This is a genomic window from Streptomyces mirabilis, from assembly GCF_018310535.1.
Classification (GTDB): Bacteria; Actinomycetota; Actinomycetes; order Streptomycetales; family Streptomycetaceae; genus Streptomyces.
On sequence record NZ_CP074102.1, the window covers coordinates 6,073,767 to 6,096,719 of the forward strand.

At 71.3% G+C, this 22,953-nt stretch carries 23 protein-coding genes and 1 pseudogene; 9 read left to right on the forward strand and 15 right to left on the reverse strand.

Annotated elements, in window-relative coordinates; genetic code table 11:
• Window positions 1–15 precede the first annotated feature (15 nt).
• Together SMIR_RS26705 and SMIR_RS26710 are read right to left on the reverse strand one after the other, a co-directional pair.
• Window positions 16–1,299, reverse strand: a complete 1,284-nt coding sequence (locus tag SMIR_RS26705; protein ID WP_168491115.1) for a pyroglutamyl-peptidase I — start codon at window positions 1,297–1,299, stop codon at window positions 16–18.
• 121 nt (window positions 1,300–1,420) lie between these two features.
• The gene (locus tag SMIR_RS26710; RefSeq protein ID WP_168491112.1) at window positions 1,421–2,353 is read right to left on the reverse strand and encodes a LysR family transcriptional regulator; all 933 of its coding nucleotides are present in this window, start codon (window positions 2,351–2,353) and stop codon (window positions 1,421–1,423) included.
• Between the two features lie 49 nt (window positions 2,354–2,402).
• On the opposite strand from SMIR_RS26710, the gene SMIR_RS26715 reads away from it, so the two are divergent.
• The 3 genes from SMIR_RS26715 to SMIR_RS26725 are packed head-to-tail and all read left to right on the forward strand — an operon-like array spanning window position 2,403 to window position 4,002.
• Window positions 2,403–3,215, forward strand: coding sequence for an NAD(P)-dependent oxidoreductase (locus SMIR_RS26715; RefSeq protein ID WP_168491110.1), 813 nt, complete (start codon window positions 2,403–2,405; stop codon window positions 3,213–3,215).
• A gap of 12 nt (window positions 3,216–3,227) precedes the next feature.
• A complete protein-coding gene (locus SMIR_RS26720; protein ID WP_212727479.1) occupies window positions 3,228–3,644 on the forward strand; it encodes a RidA family protein in 417 nt (138 codons plus the stop codon).
• Window positions 3,645–3,669: 25 nt separating this feature from the next.
• A complete protein-coding gene (locus SMIR_RS26725) occupies window positions 3,670–4,002 on the forward strand; it encodes a YrdB family protein (RefSeq protein ID WP_168491106.1) in 333 nt (110 codons plus the stop codon).
• A 6-nt stretch (window positions 4,003–4,008) separates the two neighbouring features.
• Here SMIR_RS26725 and SMIR_RS26730 read toward each other — a convergent pair whose 3' ends face one another.
• A complete protein-coding gene (locus SMIR_RS26730; protein WP_168491104.1) occupies window positions 4,009–4,584 on the reverse strand; it encodes a TetR/AcrR family transcriptional regulator in 576 nt (191 codons plus the stop codon).
• 102 nt (window positions 4,585–4,686) lie between these two features.
• Between SMIR_RS26730 and SMIR_RS26735 the strand changes: the two genes are divergently transcribed.
• Window positions 4,687–7,164: a glycoside hydrolase family 3 protein gene (locus SMIR_RS26735; protein WP_212727480.1), complete on the forward strand. Its 2,478-nt coding sequence runs from the start codon at window positions 4,687–4,689 to the stop codon at window positions 7,162–7,164.
• Between the two features lie 126 nt (window positions 7,165–7,290).
• On the forward strand, window positions 7,291–8,178 hold the full coding sequence (locus SMIR_RS26740) for a hypothetical protein (RefSeq protein ID WP_212727481.1): 888 nt from the start codon (window positions 7,291–7,293) through the stop codon (window positions 8,176–8,178).
• Between the two features lie 14 nt (window positions 8,179–8,192).
• On the opposite strand, the gene SMIR_RS26745 is transcribed toward SMIR_RS26740, so the two are convergent.
• Together SMIR_RS26745 and SMIR_RS26750 are read right to left on the reverse strand one after the other, a co-directional pair.
• On the reverse strand, window positions 8,193–9,173 hold the full coding sequence (locus SMIR_RS26745; RefSeq protein WP_212727482.1) for an aldose epimerase family protein: 981 nt from the start codon (window positions 9,171–9,173) through the stop codon (window positions 8,193–8,195).
• 37 nt (window positions 9,174–9,210) lie between these two features.
• The gene (locus SMIR_RS26750) at window positions 9,211–10,113 is read right to left on the reverse strand and encodes an SGNH/GDSL hydrolase family protein (protein WP_168491098.1); all 903 of its coding nucleotides are present in this window, start codon (window positions 10,111–10,113) and stop codon (window positions 9,211–9,213) included.
• A gap of 269 nt (window positions 10,114–10,382) precedes the next feature.
• Between SMIR_RS26750 and SMIR_RS26755 the strand changes: the two genes are divergently transcribed.
• Window positions 10,383–10,877: a DUF3145 domain-containing protein gene (locus SMIR_RS26755; RefSeq protein ID WP_054231012.1), complete on the forward strand. Its 495-nt coding sequence runs from the start codon at window positions 10,383–10,385 to the stop codon at window positions 10,875–10,877.
• A 171-nt stretch (window positions 10,878–11,048) separates the two neighbouring features.
• On the opposite strand, the gene fabF is transcribed toward SMIR_RS26755, so the two are convergent.
• The 5 genes from fabF to fasR all read right to left on the reverse strand — a co-directional run bounded on the left by fabF (window position 11,049) and on the right by fasR (window position 16,021).
• Window positions 11,049–12,320, reverse strand: coding sequence for a beta-ketoacyl-ACP synthase II (fabF, locus tag SMIR_RS26760; protein ID WP_168491095.1), 1,272 nt, complete (start codon window positions 12,318–12,320; stop codon window positions 11,049–11,051).
• A gap of 107 nt (window positions 12,321–12,427) precedes the next feature.
• Window positions 12,428–12,676, reverse strand: coding sequence for an acyl carrier protein (locus SMIR_RS26765; RefSeq protein ID WP_028800941.1), 249 nt, complete (start codon window positions 12,674–12,676; stop codon window positions 12,428–12,430).
• A 77-nt stretch (window positions 12,677–12,753) separates the two neighbouring features.
• Window positions 12,754–13,785, reverse strand: coding sequence for a ketoacyl-ACP synthase III (locus SMIR_RS26770; protein WP_054231010.1), 1,032 nt, complete (start codon window positions 13,783–13,785; stop codon window positions 12,754–12,756).
• Window positions 13,786–13,799: 14 nt separating this feature from the next.
• Window positions 13,800–14,726 (reverse strand): ACP S-malonyltransferase, encoded by a 927-nt coding sequence (locus SMIR_RS26775; protein WP_212727483.1) that lies wholly within the window; start codon window positions 14,724–14,726, stop codon window positions 13,800–13,802.
• Window positions 14,727–14,815: 89 nt separating this feature from the next.
• Window positions 14,816–16,021, reverse strand: coding sequence for a fatty acid biosynthesis transcriptional regulator FasR (gene fasR, locus SMIR_RS26780; protein ID WP_168491093.1), 1,206 nt, complete (start codon window positions 16,019–16,021; stop codon window positions 14,816–14,818).
• A 129-nt stretch (window positions 16,022–16,150) separates the two neighbouring features.
• Here fasR and SMIR_RS26785 point away from each other — a divergent pair, with 129 nt between their 5' ends.
• Window positions 16,151–16,813, forward strand: coding sequence for a pirin family protein (locus SMIR_RS26785; RefSeq protein WP_168500989.1), 663 nt, complete (start codon window positions 16,151–16,153; stop codon window positions 16,811–16,813).
• Window positions 16,814–16,937: 124 nt separating this feature from the next.
• Here the strand turns inward: SMIR_RS26785 and SMIR_RS26790 are convergent, their stop codons facing one another.
• Both SMIR_RS26790 and SMIR_RS26795 read right to left on the reverse strand, forming a co-directional pair.
• Window positions 16,938–17,762 carry a serine hydrolase domain-containing protein gene (locus SMIR_RS26790; RefSeq protein ID WP_212727484.1) on the reverse strand — a complete coding sequence of 275 codons (825 nt, stop codon included), beginning with the start codon at window positions 17,760–17,762 and terminating at the stop codon, window positions 16,938–16,940.
• A 19-nt stretch (window positions 17,763–17,781) separates the two neighbouring features.
• The gene (locus SMIR_RS26795; RefSeq protein ID WP_168491087.1) at window positions 17,782–18,258 is read right to left on the reverse strand and encodes a GNAT family N-acetyltransferase; all 477 of its coding nucleotides are present in this window, start codon (window positions 18,256–18,258) and stop codon (window positions 17,782–17,784) included.
• Window positions 18,259–18,390: 132 nt separating this feature from the next.
• Between SMIR_RS26795 and SMIR_RS26800 the strand changes: the two genes are divergently transcribed.
• Together SMIR_RS26800 and SMIR_RS26805 are read left to right on the forward strand one after the other, a co-directional pair.
• A complete protein-coding gene (locus SMIR_RS26800; RefSeq protein WP_099922869.1) occupies window positions 18,391–18,879 on the forward strand; it encodes a MerR family transcriptional regulator in 489 nt (162 codons plus the stop codon).
• Window positions 18,876–19,891: pseudogene (locus tag SMIR_RS26805) on the forward strand (aldo/keto reductase). The gene SMIR_RS26800 and the pseudogene SMIR_RS26805 overlap by 4 nt, the downstream one beginning before the upstream one ends.
• Before the next feature lie 21 nt (window positions 19,892–19,912).
• Here the strand turns inward: SMIR_RS26805 and SMIR_RS26810 are convergent.
• From SMIR_RS26810 to SMIR_RS26820, 3 genes are all read right to left on the reverse strand, one after another.
• Window positions 19,913–20,767, reverse strand: coding sequence for a DUF4429 domain-containing protein (locus tag SMIR_RS26810; RefSeq protein ID WP_211118697.1), 855 nt, complete (start codon window positions 20,765–20,767; stop codon window positions 19,913–19,915).
• A 66-nt stretch (window positions 20,768–20,833) separates the two neighbouring features.
• Window positions 20,834–22,051 carry an alpha/beta hydrolase gene (locus tag SMIR_RS26815; RefSeq protein ID WP_168491080.1) on the reverse strand — a complete coding sequence of 406 codons (1,218 nt, stop codon included), beginning with the start codon at window positions 22,049–22,051 and terminating at the stop codon, window positions 20,834–20,836.
• Window positions 22,052–22,265: 214 nt separating this feature from the next.
• Window positions 22,266–22,922, reverse strand: coding sequence for a TetR family transcriptional regulator (locus SMIR_RS26820; RefSeq protein WP_168491078.1), 657 nt, complete (start codon window positions 22,920–22,922; stop codon window positions 22,266–22,268).
• Window positions 22,923–22,953 lie beyond the last annotated feature (31 nt).

Sequence of the window (22,953 nt, forward strand, 5' to 3'; positions counted from 1 at the left end):
CCGCCGGCCCCGGCATCACCCCCGCGTCCGCCCCGTCCCCCTGACGGCCGACGCGCTGGCGTCCGCGGCCACCGTCACGATCGCCCGCACCTGGGCGATGATGTCCAGCCGGTTCTGAACGAACTCGGGGTCCGTGACCGTCCCCGTCGCCGGGTCCGTGTTGCCCGTGCCGAACTGCAGTACAGGTGTGTGGACATGCCCGCCGGGCAGGCTGTCGTGCAGTCCGAGGCGGTCGCGCAGCAGCGTCGCGCGGTAGGCGATCTCGTTGGAGAGGTAGTCCCCGCCGCCTCCGGCGCGGGCCGTCGAACCCGGAGTCGGGCCGTCGGGGCGTACGACCGGATCGGTGCCGCCCGCCGGGATCTCGGTCACCGAGGTGTGGTCGTACACGGGGAAGCGGCCCGTGGCCGCGGCCACGATCCGCGCGTACGGGAGCGTCGTCGACGTCCATTGCGGCTGCGAGGCCGGGTCGGTGACGGGGATCGTCTCGGTGCGGGAGACGTTCTCGTTGTCCGGGAAGCCGCCCCGCCAGGCCCCGTTGGTCCGTTCCACGTCGAAGCGCCCGACGCGGCCCTGGCTCACCGTGGTGAACAGATCCACGCGCGGGAGCTGGCGGCGCAGTGTCCGCTCCACCGTGCCCCCGGCGAAGTCCTGCCAGCGGACCGGGAACACGGCGGTCTCGATGCGCGCCGGGCCGTCCGCGGTCTGGATCGTCGTGCCGTCCAGGGCGAGGGCGGTGGCACCGGACGGGTTGGAGATCCGGACGTCGCGGTCCAGCGTGAACGGGTCGAACCCGGTGAGCAGGATCCGCTTCACGCCCTTGGCGCGCGGATAGCGGATGGCGTTCTCGCCGCGCGAGTTCTCCTCCAACTCGGCCAGAAGTACGGCGCGTTGCGTGTCGGTGATACCGAACTCCGGCTCCCACTGGCGCACTTCGCGCGTCATGCCCAGCCGTGCCCAGTACAGCGGCCGGTCGTCGTCCCGGCTCAGGTCGCCGCCCGCCGGGCCCCGCCCCTGCGCCCGGTCGACGGCCCGCTGCCACAGCCGCGCCCCCTGCCGTACGACGACACGCTCGGCCTGCCCGAACGAGCCCGCCCGCTCCAGCGCCCGCGCGAACCCGGGGGCCACCGTGTCGAATCCGGAGCGCCGCAGGATCTCCTGGGGAGCGGCCTGGTCGAGGCGCTGCTCCTCGACGGTGGCGGGGGCCGCCGCTGCCGCCGACGCGGTGGGCGCCGCGGCCAGGCCGCCCACCAGGGCCAGTCCGAGTACGCCTGCTCCGAGCCGAACGCGTATGTAGGTCAAGGGAGTTCATGCCTTCCGTCGCCGTGGGGTGCTGCCGGACGGCCGCAGTATCGCGTGACGGAGGGGACGTGCGCCATGAGGTGTGGCACCGGCAGCCGAAGTGGCCGCGGCGGCGGGTGGCTCAGGTGGGCAGGTGGGTCGCCGCCTCCCGCAGTGCCCCCAGGAACGCCTGCGCCGCCGGTCCCAGTGACCGGCCCCGCGCCGTCGCCGCGTACACCGCCCGCGCCGGCGCCTCCTCGTCGCGCACCGGAAGCAGCGCGATGTCCGGGCGTACGGACTCGGCGGCGAGCGCCGGGACCAGGGTCACTCCGAGACCCGCGGCGACGTACCCCTGCTTGGCCGTCCACTCGGCCACGACATGCGCGACACGCGGGCGGAAGCCGTGCCGCAGGGCCGCGTCCAGGAGGGTGCCCTCGGGGTGCGCGGAGCCGGATATCCAGTCGGCGTCGGCGAGTTGGGGGAGGCGGACGGATGGCTCGGCGGCGAGCGGATGGTCGGCGGGGACGGCGACGTACAGGGACTCGTCGAGGAGGTGGTGCAGGGTGTACGGGTCCAGCGGGGCGCGGCCCGTCGTGGAGACGATCGCCAGGTCGAGGCCGCCCGCGGAGAGCCGCTCCAGGAGCACGGGCGTCAGGCCCTCCTCGCGGGTGAGCCGCACCCCCGGATGGCGCACGCGGAACGCGGCGATGGCACGGGGGACGAGCGCGGCGTCGGCCGTGGCGAACGCGCCGAAGCGCAGCCGGCCGCCCGCGACGCGTCGCAGCGCGGCCAGTTCGCGGTCCGCGCCGTGCAGCCGCTCGACCACCGCCTCGGCGTGCGGCACGAGGACCCGCCCGGCCTCCGTCAGCCGTACGCCCCGGGGCAGCCGGTCGAAGAGCGGGGCTCCGCCGAGCGCCGACTCCAGCGAGGAGATCTGCCGGGACACCGCGGACTGTGTCCAGCCGAGGGTCCGCGCGGCCACCGTGAACGAACCGTGCCGGGCGACCTCCAGGAAGACCCGCAGCCAGGTGGTGGAGAGGCCGGGTACGGCATGCGGGTTGGGCATGAGAGCCATGCTAGACATTCGCTTGTCGCATCACGTGGGCCCGCCTAGCGTCGAAGCCATGGAAAAGATCGCATTCCTCGGGCTCGGGCACATGGGCGCCGCGATGGCGCGCCGACTCCTCGCCGCGGGATTCCCGCTGACCGTCTGGAACCGCACCGCCGAGAAGGCCGAGCCGCTGGTCGCCGAGGGCGCCACCCTCGCCGCGTCCCCGGCCGAGGCCGTACGGGACGCGGACGTGGTGATCACGATGCTCGCCAACCCGGCCGCGCTCGACGCGGTCGCGGACGCCATCGCGCCGGAGCTGCGCCGGGGCACCACCTGGGTGGAGATGTCGACCGTCGGCCCCGACGTGGTCAAGGAACTCGCCGGCCGGCTCGGGGAGGGCGTGACGTTCGTCGACGCGCCCGTGGCGGGCAGCACCGACAAGGCGGCCGCCGGGCAGCTCGGCATCCTCGCGGGCGGCGAGCTGACGGGCGTCGGGCACGTGCTCGTCCATATGGGCACCGTCACCCGCACCGGCCCGCTGGGCTCCGGCGCCGCGCTCAAGCTCGTCGTCAACACGGCCCTGCTCGGCGGGGTCGCCCTCGTCGCCGAGACCATGGCCCTCGCGGACAAGCTCGGCATCGACGAGAAGGTGGCGCGCACCGCGCTCGCGAACGGCCCGCTCGGCGGCGCCGTCGGACGCGCCTTCGCCGAGGACGTGCACTTCGCCACCGCGCTCGCCGCCAAGGACGTCGCCCTCGCCACGAAGGTCGCCGAACTCCCCGTACTGGACGCGGTGCTGGAGCACTACAAGCGTGCCGCCGCCGATCCCGCCGTCGCCGGCGCGGACATCGCGAAGGCCGTCGAGCACATCCGTCACTCCGCCTGAGAGGGCCGCCCCATGCAGATCACGCTCGACAACCCGCCCTCGGCGCCGGGTCCCGCCAACGGCTACTACTCCCAGGTGGCCCGGGTCGAACTGCCGGGCGCGGGAGCGCTGTTGTACCTCTCCGGGCAGGTCGCGGACGGCGCCGACCTCGCCGAACAGAGCCGCGGGGTCTTCGAGACCATCGACGCCCTGCTGGGGGCGCACGGGGCGGGCCTGGCGGACATCATCAACATCCGTACGTATCTGACGGACATCACCCAACTCCCCGCCTACGGTGCGGTACGCGCCCAGTACCTCACCGGCGCCCCACCCACCAGCATGACCTTCGAGGTCTCCCGTCTCTTCAAGCCGGAAGCGCTCATCGAGATCGAGGTCGTGGCCGCCGTACCGGCAGTACCGGCTCCGCGTGACGCACACGGGCCGGAGTGATCCCTTCCGGGTGATACTGCCGCCCATGAAGGCAGCGAACCTGGGCGTCCTCTTCCTCATCGAACTCGGCGCCCTCGCGGCCGTCGGGTACTGGGGCTTCACCCGCGACGCGGCGACGCCGCTGACCTGGCTCCTCGGCCTGGGCGCCCCGGCCGTACTGATCACGCTGTGGGCGCTGTTCGGCTCGCAGAAGGCGTCGTACAAGACGCGCGGCGCGGTCCGCGTCGGTTTCGAACTGCTCTGGTTCGGGGCCGGTGTGGCCGCGCTGGCCTTCGCCGGGGCCTACGGGTGGGCGGTCGCCTTCGCCGCCGTCTGCGCGGCGAGCAAGACGCTGGCCGTCGTCTGGCGCCAGTGGTAGGGGAGTTCAGCCCTCGCCCAGCAACGCCAGAAAGTCCCGGAACGCCCCCGGCATGTCCACCGACTCCGGGTCCAGAAGCCACTGGAACTGGAGGCCGTCCATCACCGCCACCAGCAGTGGAGCGGTGCGTTCCGGCGTGAGCCCGTTCGGCAGCCGCTCCCCGTACTCGGCGCGCAGCACCGCCGCCATGCTCGCGCGCACCCGCGCGTACCGCTCGGTGAAGTACTCGCGCGCCGGGTGCCCCTCGGTGACGCTCTCGCCGAGCAGCGCCGAGAACGTCTGGATGATCCCGGGCCGCATGGAGTTGTACTCGACCAGTGAGGCGAGCAGGTCGACCCGCCACTGGGTGTCGGGCACGGCGTCCCACTGGTCCCGCTCCTTGAGCACCGCGACGAGGAGCGCGTCCTTCGTCGGGAAGTAGTGCAGCAGCCCCTGCTGGGTCAACCCCACGCGCTCCGCGACCGACGCCATGCTCGCGCCACGGTAGCCGCGCTCGGCGATCACCTCCAGGGCCGCCCGGACGATCTCGGCACGCCGCTCCTCGCTTCTGGCCCTGGTGCTCATGGCGTCACCGTACGGCATGTGTGAGCGCGCAATATAACCAATAGATAACTAAACCTACTGCTCTACAGGTGACGGATGCAGGATGGACGCACGGAACGGACTCAATGAGGAGGCACCGCGATGGCGGGAACGCGCACACCGGCCGAGGAGGCCCGCGAGGCGGTCGTCGAGGCGGCCCTCGGCAAGCTCGACCTGGACACGAAGACGAGGCTGCTCGCCGGGCAGGACATGTGGTCGCTGCCCGCGCTGCCCGAGATCGGCCTCAAGTCCCTCGTCATGTCCGACGGCCCGATCGGCGTACGCGGTGTCCACTGGACCGCCGACGACCCGTCGATCGCGCTCCCCTCGCCGACCGCGCTCGCCGCCACCTGGGACCCGGCCCTCGCCCGCCGGGCCGGCACCCTGCTCGCCCAGGAGGCCCGCCGCAAGCAGGTCCACGTCCTGCTCGCGCCCACCGTCAACCTGCACCGCTCCCCGCTCGGCGGGCGCCACTTCGAGGCGTACAGCGAGGACCCGTACCTGACCGGCGAGATCGGCTCCGGCTATGTCCAGGGCGTCCAGTCGGGTGGCGTCGGCACCACCGTCAAGCACTTCGTCGCCAACGACGCCGAGACCGACCGCTTCACGGTGAACAACCTGCTCTCCGAACGCGCCCTGCGTGAGCTGTACCTGGCCCCCTTCGAGGCCATCGTCGCCAATGCCCACCCCTGGGGCATCATGACCGCCTACAACACGGTCAACGGCACCACGATGACCGAGCACCACCACCTCGTGAACGAGATCCTGCGCGGCGAGTGGGGCTTCGACGGCTTCAACGTCTCCGACTGGACCGCCGCCCGCGACACGGTCGGCGCCATCGAGGGCGGTCTCGACGTCGCCATGCCCGGCCCCCGGACCGTGTACGGGGAGGCGCTCGCCGCCGCCGTCCGCGCGGGCGAGGTCGAGGAGGCCAAGGTCGACGACGCCGTCCGCAACGTCCTGCGGCTCGCCGCCCGAGTCGGCCTCCTGGAAGGCGCCGAGCCGGTCGTCACCGAACCGCCCCAGGCCGTGGACGGCGAGGCCCTGGCCCGCGAGATCGCCCGCCGCTCCTTCGTCCTCGTGCGCAACCAAGGGGCTCTTCCCCTCGGGGAAGGGCACGGCGAAGGGCACAAGGTCGCCCTGATCGGCGCCGCCGCCCGCGACGCCCGCGTCCTCGGCGGCGGCTCCGCCACCGTCTTCCCCTCCCGGGTCGTCCCGCCCCTCGACGGCCTCACCGCCGCCCTCCCCGAGGGCAGCCTCACGTACGCCGTCGGCGCCGACCCGAACGAGGAACTCGCCGTCGCCGACAAGGGGTTCACCCTGCGGGCCGTCTGCCGTGACCGGGCCGGCACGGTCATCGGCACCGGCTCGGCCCCCAACGGCCAGATCCAGTGGACGGGTGACGACCTCCCCGAGGGCGTCACCCACGCCACCCTCCACAGCGTCGAACTGACCGGCACCTTCACCCCGCGCGAGAGCGGCATCCACACCCTCGGTATCAAGGGAGTCGGCGCGTTCACGCTCACCGTCGACGGCACGGTCCACTTCGACGACATCCAGCGCAGCACGAAGGACGACCCCTTCGAGGCGTTCTTCGGCGCCCCCGTCGAGCGCGCCCAGGTGGATCTCGTCGCCGGTGAGACGTACGAGGTGGCGCTGCGGCACGTCATCGTCGTCCCCGAGGGCACGCCGCTGAAGGTGGTCGGCTTCGCGCTCGCCCACCAGGACCCGCGCCGCGACCCCGACGAACTCATCGCCGAGGCCGTCGAAGCCGCCCGCGCCGCCGACACCGCCGTCGTCGTGGTCGCCACCACCGACCGCGTCGAGTCCGAGGGCTTCGACCGCAAGGACCTGCGGCTGCCGGGCCGTCAGGACGAGTTGGTGCACGCCGTCGCCGCCGCCAACCCGAACACCGTCGTGGTCGTCAACGCCGGCTCACCGGTCGAGCTGCCGTGGCGCGAGGAGGTCGCGGCCGTACTGCTCAGCTGGTTCCCCGGCCAGGAGGGCGGCGCCGCCCTCGCCGACGTCCTCACGGGCGCCCACGAGCCCGGTGGCCGGCTGCCCACCACCTGGGGCTCCCTCACGGCCGCCCCGGTCACCCAGGTGGTCCCGGCCGACGGCGAACTCCCGTACACCGAGGGCGTGTTCATCGGCTACCGCGCCTGGGAGAAGGAGGGCAGGACCCCCTCGTACGCCTTCGGGCACGGCCTCGGCTACACAGACTGGACGTACGAGTCGATCGAGCTCGACGGCGGCGACGGTGGTGCCGGTTCCGGTTCGGGTACGACGGCCACGGTCCGTGTCCGCAACTCCGGTGCGCGTCCCGGGCGCGAGGTCGTCCAGGTCTATCTGGCGCCCGTCGAGGCCGACGCCGAGCGTCCGGCCCGATGGCTCGCCGCCTTCGCGGGCGTTGAGGCGGGCCCCGGCGAGAGCGTCGACGTCGGCCTCGTACTCCCGCGCCGGGCCTTCGAGGTCTGGGACGAGAGCACCGGAGCCTGGGTGTTTGTGAAGGGTTCGTACGAGGTTGCGGCGGGTCGCTCGATCAGTGACCGTCGGGTCTCGGCGACGATTAACGTCTGACGCGGGACGAGTCCACCCAGAGCAGCCCCGGTCCGGAACCTGACATCCGGACCGGGGCTCGTCGGTTCTCGGCCACCTGTGGCAGACTCGCGGGCCGGAACACGCCGGTTCGGGGGAGAACAACGCATGTACCCAGGTCAGCAGCCAGGCCCGTACCCACCACAGGGGCCGTATCAGGGGCAGCAGCCCTACTACCCGCCTCCGCAGCAGGTCCCGTACCCGCCTCAGCAGGGCTACCCGCAGCAGCCGCAGCAGCCCTATCCACCCGCCCCTCCCCAGTACCAGCAGCAGCCCCAGGCCCCCCAACAGCACCTGGGCGAGGGCGAGATGCGGCTGGACCCCGGCCTCACCCCCGACCAGCGGCAGCTGGTGGTGCGCATCCAGCAGCAGGCGAAGACGTACGCGTACGGCTTCGTCCTCGGCATCCCGCTGACCTTCGGCGGCGCCCACTACGGCATCACGCGGACACCGATCGGCTTCGCGGCCACGGCCGTCGGACTGGTCGCCGTGGCCGTCGGCCTCTTCGCCATGACTCGGATGCGGGCCCTCAAGCAGCGGCTGCGCCTGATCACCCCGGACGCCTGGCGCTCCCCGGCCGCGCATCTGCCGGGCGCCCGCAAGGCCGCCACCCTCGCCGCGTACCTCAACGGCGTACTCGTCCTGCTGTCCTTCGCCGCCGCCGGCTATCTGCTCTACAAGGGCGCCGGATGGGGCGCGTACGGCAACTCGTTCGGCTTCGGCGCCCTGGTGCTCGGCGCGTTCATCCCGTTCGGCATGGGCATCGCCGCGGCCACGACGATCCCGCAGCTGCTGCGGGTGATCCCGGCCGGTGCCAAGGTCGGCCGGAGCCTGTACTCGATCATCATGGTGCTGGCCACCACCGTGCTCGTCGAGGGGATCAAGGGCAAGGACCCGCTCCCCGCACTGACCGGCGCCGTGGTGGTCGCGGTCTGCCTCGGCGCGATGACCCTGCTGGGCAGGGCCACCAAGCGGATGCGCGGCGAGAGCGTCTGACGGTCGGTCGCCGGCTACTGGCCGCGGACGCCGAACCCGTACACGGTCCGCGACCGGTACACCTCGCCCGGCCGCAGTTCCGTGCTCGGGAACTGCGGCCGGTTGGGGGAGTCGGGGAAGTGCTGGGTCTCCAGCGCGACGCCGTCGCCGGGGGCGAAGGGGTCGCTCAGGTGCTCCGCGGTGTACAGCTGGAGCCCGGGCTCGGTGGTCGCGACGGTCAGCGTCCGTCCGGAGGACGGGTCGTACAGCTCGGCGACCTCGACGGCGGTCTCTGTCAGCCCCTTGTCGAGCACGAAGTTGTGGTCGTAGCCGGCGCCGACCTTCCGCGCCGCACGGAAGTCGAACCGCGTCCCGTCGACGGCGTCCAGCGCCCCGGTGGGGATCAGATCGGCGTCGACCGGCGTCAATCGTGAGGCGTCCAGCCGGAGTTCGTGGCCGCCCGCGTTGCCCGTACCGGCCAGGTTCCAGTACGTGTGGTTCGTCAGGTTCACCACGGTCGGCGCGTCCGTGACGGCCTCGTACGCGATCCCCAGCGCACCCGCCTCGTCCAGTGTGTACGTCACCGAGACCTCCAGACGGCCCGGGAAGCCCTCCTCGCCGTGCGGGGAGATCCGGGTGAGGCGCAGCCCGTGATCGACCGGCTCCGCGTCCCACACCCGCTTGTCGAAGCCGCGCTCCCCGCCGTGCAGGGAGTTGGGCGGGTTGTTCTGCGCCAGGTGACAGGTGAGGCCGTCGAGGAGGAAGTGGCCGCCGGCGATCCGGTTCGCGTACCGCCCGACCAGCGCCCCGAAGTACGGCCCCGTGTGCGTCAGATAGCCGTCGAGGTCGGAGAACCCCAGCACCACGTCCGCGCGCACCCCGTCCCGGTCCGGGACCTCGACCGACTGGACGATCCCGCCGTACGTCAGGATCCGCACCCGCACCCCGGCGCGCTCCAGCGTCCAGCGGTGGACCGGGGTGCCGTCGGGAAGAGTGCCGAAGAATTCGCTGTGCATGATCGAAAGCCTAGGCCAAGGATCCGAACGACAGGTCCTAGCTCACCGGCTTCGTCGCCGTCACCACCCGATAGGCCATCTCCGCGAGCCGCGCCTGCCCGTCCCTGCTCGGGTGGAACCAGTCCCAGTGGCTCAGCTGGTCCGTGCCGAAGCGGTAGTCGAAGACCGCGCCCCCGTCGAAGCGGCAGTGCTGGTCCTTGGTGCACACCTCCTTCAGGACCTGGTTGTACGCCTCCACCCGGTCCTGCACCGTCGTGCGCCGCCGCATCGCCGCCGTGGTCAGGGAGTCCGCGTCGCTCAGCATCGAGGGGCAGATGCCCAGCTTCCAGATCTGCTTGCCCAGCGGGTTGCTCCGCCCCTCGGACCACAACCGCTTCAGATCCGGCACGCTCGACACGTACACCTGGGTCTTGGGCAGCGCATTGCGCAGCGTGTCCATGGCGTCCTCGAACTCGGCGCGGAACTCGGCGACGGGGGTCATCGCCGACACCGACGAGCGGCAGGCGTCGTTCGCGCCCGCCATCACGGTCACCAGCTCCGGCTTGTTCGTGACGGCCTGTGTCATCTGGTCGGGGAGATCCGCCATCCGGGCGCCGGTCACCGCGTAGTTCCAGCTGCGTTCGGCCGCCCCGGCCTGCCCGAGCAGACGTACGGCGAGGCTCTTGACCTTCGTGTCGCTGCCCGTCGCCCAGGACACCTCCGGGCAGTCGGACAGCACGGTGCACGCGTCGAAGCCGCGGGTGATGGAGTCCCCGACGGCGGCCATCGACTTCGGGCTGCGGTCCCAGGCGGGGGTCGGCTTCGGGAACGCCTTGGCCGTCGTGCCCCCGGGCGCCGGGGAGTTGTCACCGACGGCGTCGCAGCCGGCGACGGCGACACCCAGGAGAGCCGCCGACGCGATGGCGAGGACGGCCCGAGCACGGTGACTCCTGTGACGCATCCCCTGGTCCCCTCGTTCGTCAAGCACGATTGCTCAGCACCATTGCTCAGCACCATTGCTCAGCACCCGTGCGACACGGTTGGCCGACACCCCGCAGTACACGACCCGTCGCACCGCGTCCCCTTGGGTGAAACCTCAATGTTTCTGGGCGCTGGGACCGACGGTACGTCACACTCCTTGCGCCGCCGCACGGTAGCCTCGCCACGTGGCCGCCCTGCCACTGCCGTTCCGCTAAGTTACAAGATGTCTCGCTCTGTCCGGAGGCCCCAGTGACGACACGTGGAGTTCTCTACGTGCACTCCGCGCCCCGCGCGCTGTGCCCGCACGTCGAGTGGGCGGTCGCGGGCGTGCTCGGTACCCGCGTCAACCTCGACTGGATCCGGCAGCCCGCCTCGCCGGGCACCTGGAGATCCGAGTTCTCCTGGAAGGGCGAGGTGGGCACCGCCTCCAAGCTGGCCTCCGCGCTGCGCGGCTGGCAGATGCTGCGCTTCGAGGTCACCGCCGAACCCTGCCCCACGGCCGAGGGCGAGCGCTACAGCTGCACCCCCGAACTGGGCATCTTCCACGCCGTCACCGGAATCCACGGCGACATCCTGATCCCCGAGGACCGCCTGCGCGCCGCCCTCCTGCGCTCCCAGCGGGGCGAGAGCGACCTGGAGTCCGACCTCGCCAAACTCCTGGGCAAGCCCTGGGACGACGAGCTGGAACCCTTCCGCTACGCAGGCGAGGGTGCCCCGGTCCGCTGGCTCCACCAGGTGGTGTAAGCAGGCGCCCACGGGAGCGCCCCTTCAGGGGCGCGGGGCTGTGACATATGCGGCTCCGCCGCGTGGGCGCGACCAGCCCCCACCGCCCCGCACCCGACGAACAACAGATGTGGCCCCGGACTCCAGAAGGAGCCCGGGGCCACACCCCGTTCAGTACAACTACGGCCGAATTCAGACCGTACGGAACGCCAGCACCACGTTGTGCCCACCGAACCCGAACGAGTCGTTCAGGGCCGCGATACGGCCCTCGACAGGCAGCTTGCGAGCCTCCCCGCGCACGATGTCGGCGTTCGCCTCGGCCTCGGGGTCGAGGTTCTCCACGTTGATGGTCGGCGGAGCGATCCGGTTGTACAGCGCCAGCACCGACGCCACCGACTCCACACCCCCCGCGCCACCGAGGAGATGACCGGTCATCGACTTGGTCGCGGAGACCGCCATGTGGTCGGCCTCGTCACCGAAGACCTTGCGCAGCGCCTTCAGTTCCGCGACGTCACCGGCGGGCGTCGAGGTCGCGTGCGCGTTCACGTGCACGATCTCGGCCGGGTCCAGGTCGGTGTTGTCGAGCAGGTTCTGCAGGGCGCGGGAGATGCCGCGCCCCTCCGGCTCCGGCTGCACGATGTCGTGGCCGTCGGCGGAGATGCCCTGGCCGACCGCCTCCGCGTACACCCGGGCGCCGCGCGCCGCGGCGTGCTCGGCGGACTCCAGGACGAGGACGCCGGCGCCCTCACCGAGGACGAAGCCGTCACGGGCCACGTCGTAGGGGCGCGAGGCGCCCTGCGGGTCGTCGTTGTTCTTGGACATCGCCATCATGTTGCCGAACGCGGCGATGGGCAGCGGGTGGATCGCCGCCTCCGTGCCACCGGCGACGACGACGTCGGCGCGCCCGGTGCGGATCATCTCGATGGCGTAGCCGATGGCCTCGGCGCCCGAGGCGCAGGCCGAGACGGGGGTGTGCACGCCGGCGCGGGCGCCGACGAGCAGGCCCACGTTGGCGGACGGGCCGTTCGGCATGAGCATGGGAACGGTGTGCGGGGAGACGCGGCGAACGCCCTTCTCCTTCAGCACGTCGTACTGGTCGAGCAGCGTCGTCACGCCACCGATGCCGGAGGCGATGACGGTGCCGAGCCGGTCCGGGTCGACGGAGGCGTCGTCGCCGGCCTTGTCGGTGAAACCGGCGTCGGCCCAGGCTTCCTTGGCGGCGATCAGAGCGAACTGCGCCGAGCGGTCGAGGCGGCGGGCCTGCGGGCGGGGGATGACCTCGCCGGGCTCCACGGCGATCTGCGCCGCGATACGGACCGCCTGGTCGGCGGCCCAGTCCTGCTCCAGGGCGCGGACACCGGACTTGCCGGCGACCAGGCCCTCCCAGGTAGAGGCTGCGTCGCCACCCAGCGGTGTGGTTGCGCCGATACCGGTGACGACCACGGTGCGATTGGTCGAGCTCACGGGAATTCTTTCTCCAAATACGAGGATTCAGCGGCGCCACCGCCGGGTGGCGGGGCAACGGACTGATCAGCGGACCGGGCCAGGGCGAACCGGGCCCGATCGCTGGATCAGGCCTGGTGCTTGAGGATGTAGTCGGTCGCGTCGCCGACGGTCTTGAGGTTCTTGACGTCGTCGTCCGGGATCTTGACGTCGAAGCGCTCTTCGGCGGCGACGACGACCTCGACCATGGACAGCGAGTCGACGTCCAGGTCGTCGGTGAAGGACTTGTCCAGCTGGACGTCCTCGGTGGGGATCCCGGCGATCTCGTTCACGATCTCGGCGAGACCTTCGACGATCTCTTCCTGAGTGGCGGCCATGTCAGGCGCTCCTTCGGTGTGTATCCAGAGAGGGTTGGCGGTATTCCGTACGGACCGGATGATCCGGCACGGAGTGCCTAGGGGAGAGTAACGACCGTCGCGGCGTACACGAGACCCGCCCCGAAGCCGATGACGAGCGCGGTGTCGCCGCTCTTCGCCTCGCCGGTCGCCAGAAGCCGCTCCATCGCGAGCGGGATCGAGGCGGCCGAGGTGTTGCCGGTGGTGCGTACGTCACGCGCGACCGTGACGTGCTGCGGCAGTTTCAACGTCTTCACCATCGAGTCGATGATCCGCTCGTTGGCCTGGTGGGGAATGAAGACGTCCAGGTCGTCCGCGGTGATTCCGGCCGCGTCCAGCGCCTGCTGGGCGACCTTCGCCATCTCGAACACGGCCCAGCGGAACACCGCCTGGCCCTCCTGCGTGATCGCAGGGAACTTGATCTCGCCCTTGGAGTCGAGCGGAAGCTCCGACACGTCGCCGATGCGGAAACGGTCCCACGGCACGGTCTGCTTGATCGTGCCGGCCTTGTCGCCCTCGCTGCCCCACACGGTCGGGCCGATGTGCGGCTCCTCGGAGGGGCCCACGACGACCGCGCCCGCGCCGTCACCGAACAGGAAGGCCGTCGCACGGTCCTCCAGGTCGGTCAGGTCGGACAGCCGCTCCACGCCGATGACGAGGACGTACTCCGCGGAACCCTCGACGATCATGCCCTTGGCGAGCGTGAGGCCGTAGCCGAAGCCCGCGCAGCCGGCGGAGATGTCGAAGGCGGCGGCCTTCTGTGTGCCGAGCTTGTCGGCGATCTCCGTCGCGACGGCCGGAGTCTGGCTGAAGTGCGAGACGGTCGAGACGACCACGGCGCCGATCTGGTCGGCGTTGATCCCGGCGTCGGCGATGGCCTTGCCGGACGCCTCGATCGACATCGCGGCGACGGTCTCCTCGTCGGAGGCCCAGTGGCGGGTCTCGATGCCGGAGCGCGAGCGGATCCACTCGTCGGAGGAGTCGATCGTCTCGAGGATCACCTCGTTCGGCACGACCCGGACGGGACGGTAGCCGCCCACACCCAGGATCCGCGCGTACGGGGCGCCCTTGCTGGGCCTGATCTTCGACATGCTCTGTCGGCTCCTTAGGCGGAGGCGTGCTCTGCGATGAGCTCGCGAGCCGCGTCGAGGTCGTCGGGGGTCTTCAGCGCCAGGGTCTTCACACCCGGCAGCGCGCGCTTGGCCAGCCCGGTCAGGGTGCCACCCGGGCAGACCTCGATCAGCGCGGTCGCGCCGAGCTCCTGGAAGGTCTCCATGCACAGGTCCCAGCGGACCGGGTTCGCGACCTGGCCGACCAGTCGCTGCACGACCTCGGTGCCGGTCGTGACGGTCTTGCCGTCCTTGTTCGAGACGTACGCGATCTTCGGGTCCACGGGGCTCAGGGCCTCGGCGGCCCGTGCCAGCGTCTCGACCGCGGGCGCCATGTGGTGCGTGTGGAACGCGCCGGCGACCTTCAGGGCCACCACGCGGCGGACGCCCTCGGGCTTGTCCGCCTCCAGGGCGGCCAGCTGCTCCAGCGTGCCGGCGGCCACGATCTGGCCCCCGCCGTTCACGTTCGCCGGGGTCAGACCGAGCTTCTCCAGGTGCGGGACCGTGGTCTCGGGGTCCCCGCCGAGCAGCGCCGACATTCCGGTCTCGGTGATCGCGGCTGCCTCGGCCATCGCCAGGCCCCGGGTGCGCACGAGCTTCAGCGCGGCCGTGGCGTCGAGCACGCCCGCGAACGCGGCGGCGGTGATCTCACCGACGCTGTGACCGGCGACGGCACCGGGGCCGAGCTCGGCGACGTCACCGAGCGCGGCGGCGGAGAGGAGACCGGCGGCGACCAGGAGCGGCTGCGCGACAGCCGTGTTCCGGATCTCGTCCGCGTCTGCCTGCGTGCCGTAGCGGGCAAGGTCGAGCCCGATGGCGTCCGACCACGCGGCGAGGCGGTCGGCGGCACCGGGGAGATCGAGCCAAGGGGTCAGGAAGCCAGGCGTCTGAGCGCCCTGGCCGGGAGCGACGAGTACGAGCACTCTCACACTCTCTCTTGTGGACGGCCACGGCCGCCCGTGGGGACAGGGACGAAGAACACGAAGGGGAATTGTAGAGCCCCGACAAAAGCCTAGGCTTGAGGATCCCCATCGGCCAGACGCCCCAGGATCAGCGCGATCCGCAGTGTGAAGGCGGATCGTACATCCGAAGGCGACCAACCGGTGACGTCAGTCACACGTCGGAGCCGGTAGCGCACGGTGTTGGGGTGAACGAAGAGCATCCGGGCCGCGCCTTCGAGACTGCTCGCCTGTTCCAGATAGACACTGAGCGTTTCCAGCAGCGCGGAGCCGGCCTCCTCGAGCGGTCTGTAGATCTCCTCCACCAGTTGCTCGCGGGCCGAGGGGTCCGAGGCGATCGCGCGCTCCGGCAGCAGATCGTCCGCCAGAACCGGGCGCGGGGCGTCCTGCCAGGCGAAACACGCTTTCAGCCCGGCGGCGGCGGCCTGCGCGGAGCGGGTCGCGGCGAGCAGATCGGGCACGATCGGCCCCGCGACGACGGGCCCGGCGGCATACGGCCCGATCAACGACTTCGCGACCCCGAGCGGATTGTCGTTGCCCCCCGCGATGACCACGAGCCGGTCCCCGAGCACACCGGTGAGCACCTGGAGCTTGGCGTGGCGGGCCGCCCGCCGGATCGCCTCGACCGTCAGCTCGCTGTCACCGTCGGGCGCCGTACCCAGCACCACGCAGACATGTTCGGGCGAGTTCCACCCGAGGGCGGCGGCCCGGCTGACGGCACCCTCGTCGGCCTCGCCGGAGAGCACGGCGTTCACGACGAGCGATTCGAGGCGGGCGTCCCAGGCGCCCCGCGCCTCGGCGGCCTGCGCGTACACCTGGGCGGTGGCGAAGGCGATCTCCCGGGCGTACACGAGCAGGGCCTCGCGCAGTACGGACTCGTCCCCCGGGGCGGCGACCTCGTCGATCGCGCTCTCCATGACCTCGATGGTCGTCCGCACCATCTCCACGGTCTGCCGCAGGGTGATCGCCCTGGTCAGCTCGCGTGGCGCGGTCCCGAACACATCGGTGGAGATGGCCTGCGGGGCGTTCGGGTGCCGGAACCACTCGGTGAAGGCCGCGATACCGGCCTGAGCGACGAGCCCGATCCAGGAACGGTTCTCCGGTGGCATGGCCCGGTACCACGGCAGCGTCTCGTCCATCCGCGCGATGGCCTGAGCGGCGAGACTGCCGGAGGACTTCTCCAGCCGCTTCAGGGTCGCGGAGTGCGCGTGGATGTCGTGCGCTGGGCGCTCGGTGTTGCTGGATTCGGGTTCGGGCACGGGACAAGACTGCCTTATCAGGACGGAGGCGTGCGGCGGCGGGTCGCAAGTAGGCGGGGGGAGGGCCTGGGGCGGGGCTACGGTGTCCGTTGTGACGGACGTACGGCGACGACGGCGGAACGAGCGGATCTGATGGACGTACGGCGCGCCGACGAGCGCTACCACGGAGGTGACCCGGACGCCGGGATCACCTCCTTCCACGCCTTCTCCTTCGGACCGCACTACGACCCCGACAACCTCCGCTTCGGTGCGGTGATCGCCTGCAACGAGGAGTCGCTCGCGCCCGGCGCCGGCTTCGACGAACATCCGCACAGCCACACCGAGATCGTGACGTGGGTGGTGGAGGGGGAGCTGACCCATCGCGACTCGGCGGGCCACGAGTCGGTGGTCCGCCCCGGAGACGTCCAGCGGCTCAGCTCCGCGGGCGGCGTCCGGCACGTGGAACGCAACGACGGCTCGGTCCCCCTCGTCTTCGTCCAGATGTGGCTGGCCCCGTTGTCACCCGGCGGCGAACCGTCCTACGAAGTCGTCCACGGCATCGCGGACTCCACGCCGTACGCCGTCCCCGAAGCCGGGGCGATGTTTCATGTGCGGAGGCTGGCGGCGGGGGAACGGACGGCGGTGCCGGATGCCGGGTTCGTGTACGTCCATGTCGTCCGGGGTGAAGTGCTCCTGGACGGCGAGGAACTGGGCCCCGGCGACGCGGCCCGCATCACCGACGCCAAGGACCTGGAAGCGGTGGCGGGCGCCCCGGCGGAACTGTTGCTGTGGGAGATGACCCCCACGATCTGACCCCCGGGCAGTTCTTCGGCCGCGGGCGGGTGGGGGCTGGTCGCCCAGTTCCCCGCGGCCCTGAAGGGGCGCTGCGCGCATCTTTCGGCCCGTCCGGCGTTCGAGGACGAGGGAGACGGTGGGGTCAGGCTCGTAGGGCTGTCAGTACGGTGTCCGTGAACGGGGTCCACGCTTCCGTCGCCCAGGCGCCGAACGCGCGGTCCGTGAGGGCGACGCACGCCGCGCCCGCCACCGGGTCGATCCACAGGAACGTACCGGACTGCCCGAAGTGACCGAAGGTCCGGGGCGAGGAGGAAACCCCCGTCCAGTGGGGGGACTTGGAGTCGCGGATCTCGAAGCCGAGCCCCCAGTCGTTGGGGTTCTGGTGGCCGTACCCGGGCAGCACCCCCTTCGTACCGGGGTACTGGACGGTCATCGCCTCCACGACCGTACGCGGGTCCAGCAGCCGCGGCACCTGCACCTCGGCCACGAAGCGCACCAGGTCCGCCACCGTCGACACCCCGTCCTTCGCGGGCGAGCCGTCCAGCGACGTCCTCGTCATCCCCAGCGGCTCCAGCACCGCCTGCCGCAGATACTCCCCGAAGGGGATGTCGGTCGCCTTGGCGACATGGTCCCCGAGCACCTCGAACCCGGCGTTGGAGTACAACCGCCGCTCCCCGGGCGCGGCCGTCACCCGGTGCTCGTCGAACGCGAGCCCGGAGGTGTGGGCGAGCAGGTGACGGACCGTCGATCCGGGCGGCCCCGCCGGCTCGTCGAGCTCGATCGCCCCCTCCTCGTACGCGACGAGCGCGGCGTACGCGGCCAGCGGCTTGGTGACCGAGGCGAGGGCGAAACGGTGATCGACAAGGCCGTGCGACCCGAGCACCGCCCCGTCCGCGCGGACGACGGCCACGGCCGCCGTGGGAACGGGCCAGTTCTCGATCGACGCCAGGCTGCTCTGCAAAGACATGCCTAAGAGCCTAAGCGGCTCACAGCTGCAGACGCATCGACGGGTCGGACTTGCGGACGAATCCGAGCGAGGCGTACAGCGGCTCGGCCACGGCGGACGCGTTGAGGTCGACCTGGGGGACGTCCCGTTCGCGGAACCAGTCGAGGAGCGTTTCCATGCACGCCCGCGCGTACCCCCGCCGCCGCGCGGCGGGATCCGTCGCGACGCTGAAGACGTGCCCGACCGCGCCGTGCGGATTGCCCGCGCGCCCGATCCGGTACTCGATCGTCCCGGCGACGAGCGCCGCGAGAGCGCCGGGACGATCGGGGTGGTCGACGACGAAGGCCGCGAAGTCCCCGTCGGGGTCGGCGAGCCTGCCGCGTATGGTCGGGAGGGACTGGGCGTGCCACTCGGTGGACGAGGGGCCCGCGGAGGCGAAGACCGAGTCGATCATCACCTGGCGCAGGCGCAGTACTTCCTCGGCGTCCTCGGGCACGGCACGGCGTACGAGACTCATGATCCGCACGGTAGTCAGGGTGCCCCGCGCACGTCTCCGTATTTTCGGCGGGCGTCCGTCGGACGTCGCCGGACGGGTTCTCACCCGAATCCGCTTGCTTCGAGTGCACTCGAAGGTTTTAGCGTGGAGGTCATGACGGTGATGGAGACCACGGCCGAGGCCGCCGAGACCGGCACCAGTACGCGTACCGGGGACTGCGCCGCCCCGCCCCACCGGCACCGGCGCCCGGACGGTCAGGACAACTACACGATCAGCGAGGTCGTCGCCTTCACCGGCCTCACCGCGCACACCCTGCGCTGGTACGAGCGGATCGGGCTGATGCCACACATCGACCGCTCGCACACCGGCCAGCGCCGCTACAGCAACCGCGACCTGGACTGGCTCGACCTGGTCGGCAAGCTCCGGCTGACCGGTATGCCGGTCGCCGACATGGTTCGGTACGCGGAGCTGGTGCGCGAGGGGGACGACACCTACATCGCGCGCTTCGAGCTCCTGGAGGCGACCCGCCGCGACGTCAAGGCGCGGATCGCCGAGCTCCAGGACACCCTGGCGGTCCTCGACCACAAGATCAGTTTCTACGCGGACGCCGGGCGTGCCCTGGCGTCGGAGAGGTCCCGATGACGGACAGCAGGATCGCGAACGTGGAACTGGGCACCGGCGGCCCCGAGGTCGGCGTGCAGGGCCTCGGCTGCATGGGCATGAGCTTCGCGTACGGGCCCACGGACGCCGACGAGGCCCGGGCCACCCTGGAACGGGCGCTGGAACTCGGCGTCACGCTCTTCGACACGGCCGACGTGTACGGCCTGGGGGAGAACGAGAAGTTCATCTCGCCCTTCGTCAAGGCGCACCGCGACGAAGTCGTCCTCGCCACGAAGTTCGGCATCTTCCGTGATCCCGCTGAGCCGACGAAGCGGGTCATCCGCAACGACACGCCGTACATCCGCCGGGCCGTCGAGGGGAGCCTGCGGCGGCTGGACGTCGAGGTGATCGACCTCTACTACATGCACCGCCGTGACGTGAACATCCCCATCGAGGAGACCGTCGCCGCGATGGCCGAGCTGGTGCGCGAGGGCAAGGTCAGCACCTCGGGCTGAGCGAGGTCACCGGCGGGGAGCTGCGCGCGGCGCACGCCGTGCACCCGATCGCGGCCGTGCAGTCGGAGTGGTCGCTGTTCAGCAGGGACATCGAGGCGGGCGTGGTGCCCGCGGTCCGTGAGCTGGGCGTCGCTCTGGTGCCGTACTCGCCGCTCGGGCGCGGTTTCCTCACCGGTTCGTTCGTCGACGCCGACCAGGATCTGACCTCGGACGACTTCCGCCGTACGATGCCGCGCTTCACCGGCGACAACGCGGCCGCCAACGCCGCGCTGCTGGAGCCGGTGCGTGCGGTCGCCGAGGCGCACGGGGCGTCGCCGGGGCAGATCGCGCTGGCCTGGGTGCAGCAGCAGGCTTCGTCGCTCGGGTTGCCGGTGGTGCCGATCCCGGGCACGCGCAGGCGCAGCCGGGTCGAGGAGAACACCGCGGCCACGCGGATCGTCCTGACGGAGGACGAGTTGGCGGTGCTGGAGCCGATCGCCTCGAAGGTGGCAGGGGAGCGGTACGCGGACATGTCGTTCTCGTCGGCGGGGCGGGAGTAGAGCCGCGCCCCGCAGCCGGCATCAGAGCTCGGCCAGCAGTTCCGCCTTCTTCGTCGTGAACTCCTCGTCCGTGACCAGGCCCGCCTGGTGGAGTTCGCCGAGGTGACGGATGCGGTCGGCGATGTCGGCCGGGTCGCGGCGGGGGGCCGTGGCCGCGGTCACCGGGGCGGGACCCGAGGCCCGTACGGCCGCGAGGACCGACGCGGCGAACGGGAGGGACTCGTGGACGGGGCCGTAACCGAGGCCGAAGACGACCGCCGCCGGGTCCTGGTCCGCCTGGGCGGGCTGTGCGGTGGCGGGCTCGCGCCGCAGTAGCCGCAGATGGCCCTCGAAGACCTCGGGGGAGCGCCATTCGACCCCGCTGAGGCCGGTGACCGGGAAGCTCTGGTCGCCGGCCTTCCACTTGGCGGAGGACGCGCCCGTCCAGAACCAGCGGAAGGACACCGCCTTGCCGTCGAAGGAGGCCTTCCCGTCGTAGGCCTTGAAGTTCAGCGGCGCCCCGGGCGGCGCGACGAGGTAGCGCTCGGGCGGTTCGGCGTCCTCGGTGAGCGTGGCGCGCAGTTCGTCCGCGTAGTACTCGGCGAGGGTCTCCCGATCGGCCGGCAGCACCAGCCGATAGGGGTCGCCCCCTTCCTTCAGCTGTCCCGCGGCCGCCTCCATCAGCGGATCGGCGCCCGCTCGCGGCACGGCGTGCAGGACGACCGTTCCGCGCTTGCCCGGCGTCAGTGTGACCCCCGCTATCGCCTCCAGGGGGATACGCCTTTCGCCGAGCGCCTGGAACAGCTTCGGCGAACGGATCCCCCGTTCGAAGCGGATGAGCACGGAGTCGGACTCGAACTCCCAGGCGGCATGAAATCCGGCCAGTACGTCACCCATGCGGGCCATCGTAAGCGGCTCGCACGTCTGCGTCGCCTCCCCGGGCGGACCGCAGTTCCTCGTCCTCTACGCGCGTCCCGCCGCCGGGGCGTCGGACAAACCCTCTCGGCACGCGTCATCCTCGTGTGCGCACTGCACCGCCTGGTACGCGCCAATGCCGATCTCGGCGAAGTTGCGCAGGCTCTCGGTGCCCGGCTCGAAATAGCCTCCGTGGCCGTTCGCGCCCCGCGCGGACAGCACCCGGGCCCCGAACGCCTTCGACACCGGGTCGGCGCCGTGTCCGAGCCCGCCGAATTCGAGGTAGGGCACGTCCTGGATCCAGTCGCCGGGGTCCCGCATCGCCCAGACCCGGGCGGTGGTGTGCAGCGAGGACGCCTTCTGGGCCCGCATGCCGGGGCTGCCGGCGACCGCTATGTCGGAGACCCGGGAGGGCATGGTGCGGGCGGCGAGGCCGCACAGCACCGAGCCGTAGCTGTGGCAGTAGAGCGCGACGGGTGCACGGCCGGGCAGGGCGCGCAGCAGCGCGTTCAGCCGGATCGCGCCCTCCTCGGCGCGGCTGCCGGTGGCGGCGTCCATGCCGAGTCCGCTGGGCGTGGTGTAGTCGGCCCAGGCGATCACGGCCGTGCGGGCCAGGGGGGCGGCGGCGTGCTCGGCCCCGTACAGGGCCTGCGCCATGCCGACCGGCGCCGAGTACTTCTTGTTGGTGCGCTGGAACGTGAGCAGATCGGTGTCGACGCCCGGCACCACGATGGAGATCCGCTCGGCCCGGTCGAGGTTTCCGAAGACCTCGGCGACCCGGCCCGAACCCATGGGGTCGAAGGCGAGGAAATCGCGCCCCTTCTGCAGCATCGCCTCGTAGCGGTGCATGCGGCGCCCGGCCTGCTGCTGTCCCAGGGACGAGAGCCGGTTGTCGTGCATGCGCTTCTTCTCGACCTTGCGCTGCTGGCCGATGGCGACGCGGTTGGCCTCGTAGCGCAGAGGCACGGGCGCGCCGTTCATGTTGCCGACCGCGAGCGGATAGCGGTGGGCGAGACCGGTGCGCTCGCGGGCGTCGAGGGACGCGAAGAAGCGGGCGAGGCGGCTCGGCGTGGAGTCCGGGTCAGGCAGTCGCTGTCCGGCGACGCTGCCGTGCTCCCACGCGGAGCGGGACGCCTGAAGAGGGGTTGCCCCTCGATGGCCCTGGAGTGCGGTCCAGCCACTTGTGGCCAGCATCACGAACACCACGGCCAGCGCGAGCAGTGCGCGCCAGACGTTCAGTTGGGGGGATGTGTCGAAGGAAGTCACTGAGAGGACACCCTAGGAGAAGGTTGGCGCCTCCCGTTAAACGAGTGACTGGTATCACGTTTCTCGCAGGGTAATTGGGGCAAACCGGGTTCAGTTTCAGATAAATAGTGACGCTGTGTGCCCGGAGTTGATCGTTCCGTGCGGCGTTCCGTGCGTCATTCCGCACGTCACTCCGCACGTCACTCAGCACGTCATTCCAACGTCACTGCATGCGTCACTCCGTGCGCCACTTCTCCGCCAACGCGGGCCCCACCTGGTCGAGGTAAGCGGTGGTCAACTCGCGGATCGCCGGGATGCTGTGATCGGTTCCCTCGCTCCACAGGCGGCCCGTGATGCGCATCACTCCGCCGAACACGGCCACCGCGACGCGCGGTCTCGGGTCCGCGTCCACGTCGAGTCCCTCGCGCTCGGCGATGACCCGCGCGATCTCCTCCTCCAGTTCCGCGGAGCGGCGCAGATAGGCGGCGAGGAGGGCGGGTGTCGACTCGATCAACTGGTAGGCGCGCATGTGCAGTTCGAGCGGCACGACGGACTCGATCGACTCGCCGATGGTGTCCCAGCCCTCCAGGACGGCGCGGCGCAGCGCCTCCAACGGGGCTTCCTGGGGCGGGCGTTCGCGCACGGCGGCGAGGAAGCGCGCCTCCGCGACCCCCTGGGTGAACAGGGCGACCTCCTCCTTGCCCGCGAAGTAGCGGAAGAAGGTGCGCTGCGAGACGTCGACGGCCTCCGCGATCTCGTCGACGGTCGTCCGCTCGTAACCCTGGGTGGTGAACAGTTCGAGGGCGGCCCGCAGCAGTGCCTCCCGGGTGCGCTGCTTCTTGCGCTCGCGCAGGCCTGCCCGGGGCGACGTCTCGTCGGCAGTCGTCTCCATGAGGTCCTCTTCTGTTCTTTCAGCCCAGCTC

Coding starts and splice junctions, on each gene's coding strand:
- SMIR_RS26710 (WP_168491112.1), bottom strand. CDS start 2,353: ATGGCTCTCATGCCCAACCCGCATGCCGTACCCGGCCTCTCCACCACC.
- SMIR_RS26715 (WP_168491110.1), top strand. CDS start 2,403: ATGGAAAAGATCGCATTCCTCGGGCTCGGGCACATGGGCGCCGCGATG.
- SMIR_RS26720 (WP_212727479.1), top strand. CDS start 3,228: ATGCAGATCACGCTCGACAACCCGCCCTCGGCGCCGGGTCCCGCCAAC.
- SMIR_RS26725 (WP_168491106.1), top strand. CDS start 3,670: ATGAAGGCAGCGAACCTGGGCGTCCTCTTCCTCATCGAACTCGGCGCC.
- SMIR_RS26730 (WP_168491104.1), bottom strand. CDS start 4,584: ATGCCGTACGGTGACGCCATGAGCACCAGGGCCAGAAGCGAGGAGCGG.
- SMIR_RS26735 (WP_212727480.1), top strand. CDS start 4,687: ATGGCGGGAACGCGCACACCGGCCGAGGAGGCCCGCGAGGCGGTCGTC.
- SMIR_RS26740 (WP_212727481.1), top strand. CDS start 7,291: ATGTACCCAGGTCAGCAGCCAGGCCCGTACCCACCACAGGGGCCGTAT.
- SMIR_RS26745 (WP_212727482.1), bottom strand. CDS start 9,173: ATGCACAGCGAATTCTTCGGCACTCTTCCCGACGGCACCCCGGTCCAC.
- SMIR_RS26750 (WP_168491098.1), bottom strand. CDS start 10,113: ATGCGTCACAGGAGTCACCGTGCTCGGGCCGTCCTCGCCATCGCGTCG.
- SMIR_RS26765 (WP_028800941.1), bottom strand. CDS start 12,676: ATGGCCGCCACTCAGGAAGAGATCGTCGAAGGTCTCGCCGAGATCGTG.
- SMIR_RS26770 (WP_054231010.1), bottom strand. CDS start 13,785: ATGTCGAAGATCAGGCCCAGCAAGGGCGCCCCGTACGCGCGGATCCTG.
- SMIR_RS26790 (WP_212727484.1), bottom strand. CDS start 17,762: ATGTCTTTGCAGAGCAGCCTGGCGTCGATCGAGAACTGGCCCGTTCCC.
- SMIR_RS26795 (WP_168491087.1), bottom strand. CDS start 18,258: ATGAGTCTCGTACGCCGTGCCGTGCCCGAGGACGCCGAGGAAGTACTG.
- SMIR_RS26800 (WP_099922869.1), top strand. CDS start 18,391: ATGACGGTGATGGAGACCACGGCCGAGGCCGCCGAGACCGGCACCAGT.
- SMIR_RS26810 (WP_211118697.1), bottom strand. CDS start 20,767: ATGGGTGACGTACTGGCCGGATTTCATGCCGCCTGGGAGTTCGAGTCC.
- SMIR_RS26820 (WP_168491078.1), bottom strand. CDS start 22,922: ATGGAGACGACTGCCGACGAGACGTCGCCCCGGGCAGGCCTGCGCGAG.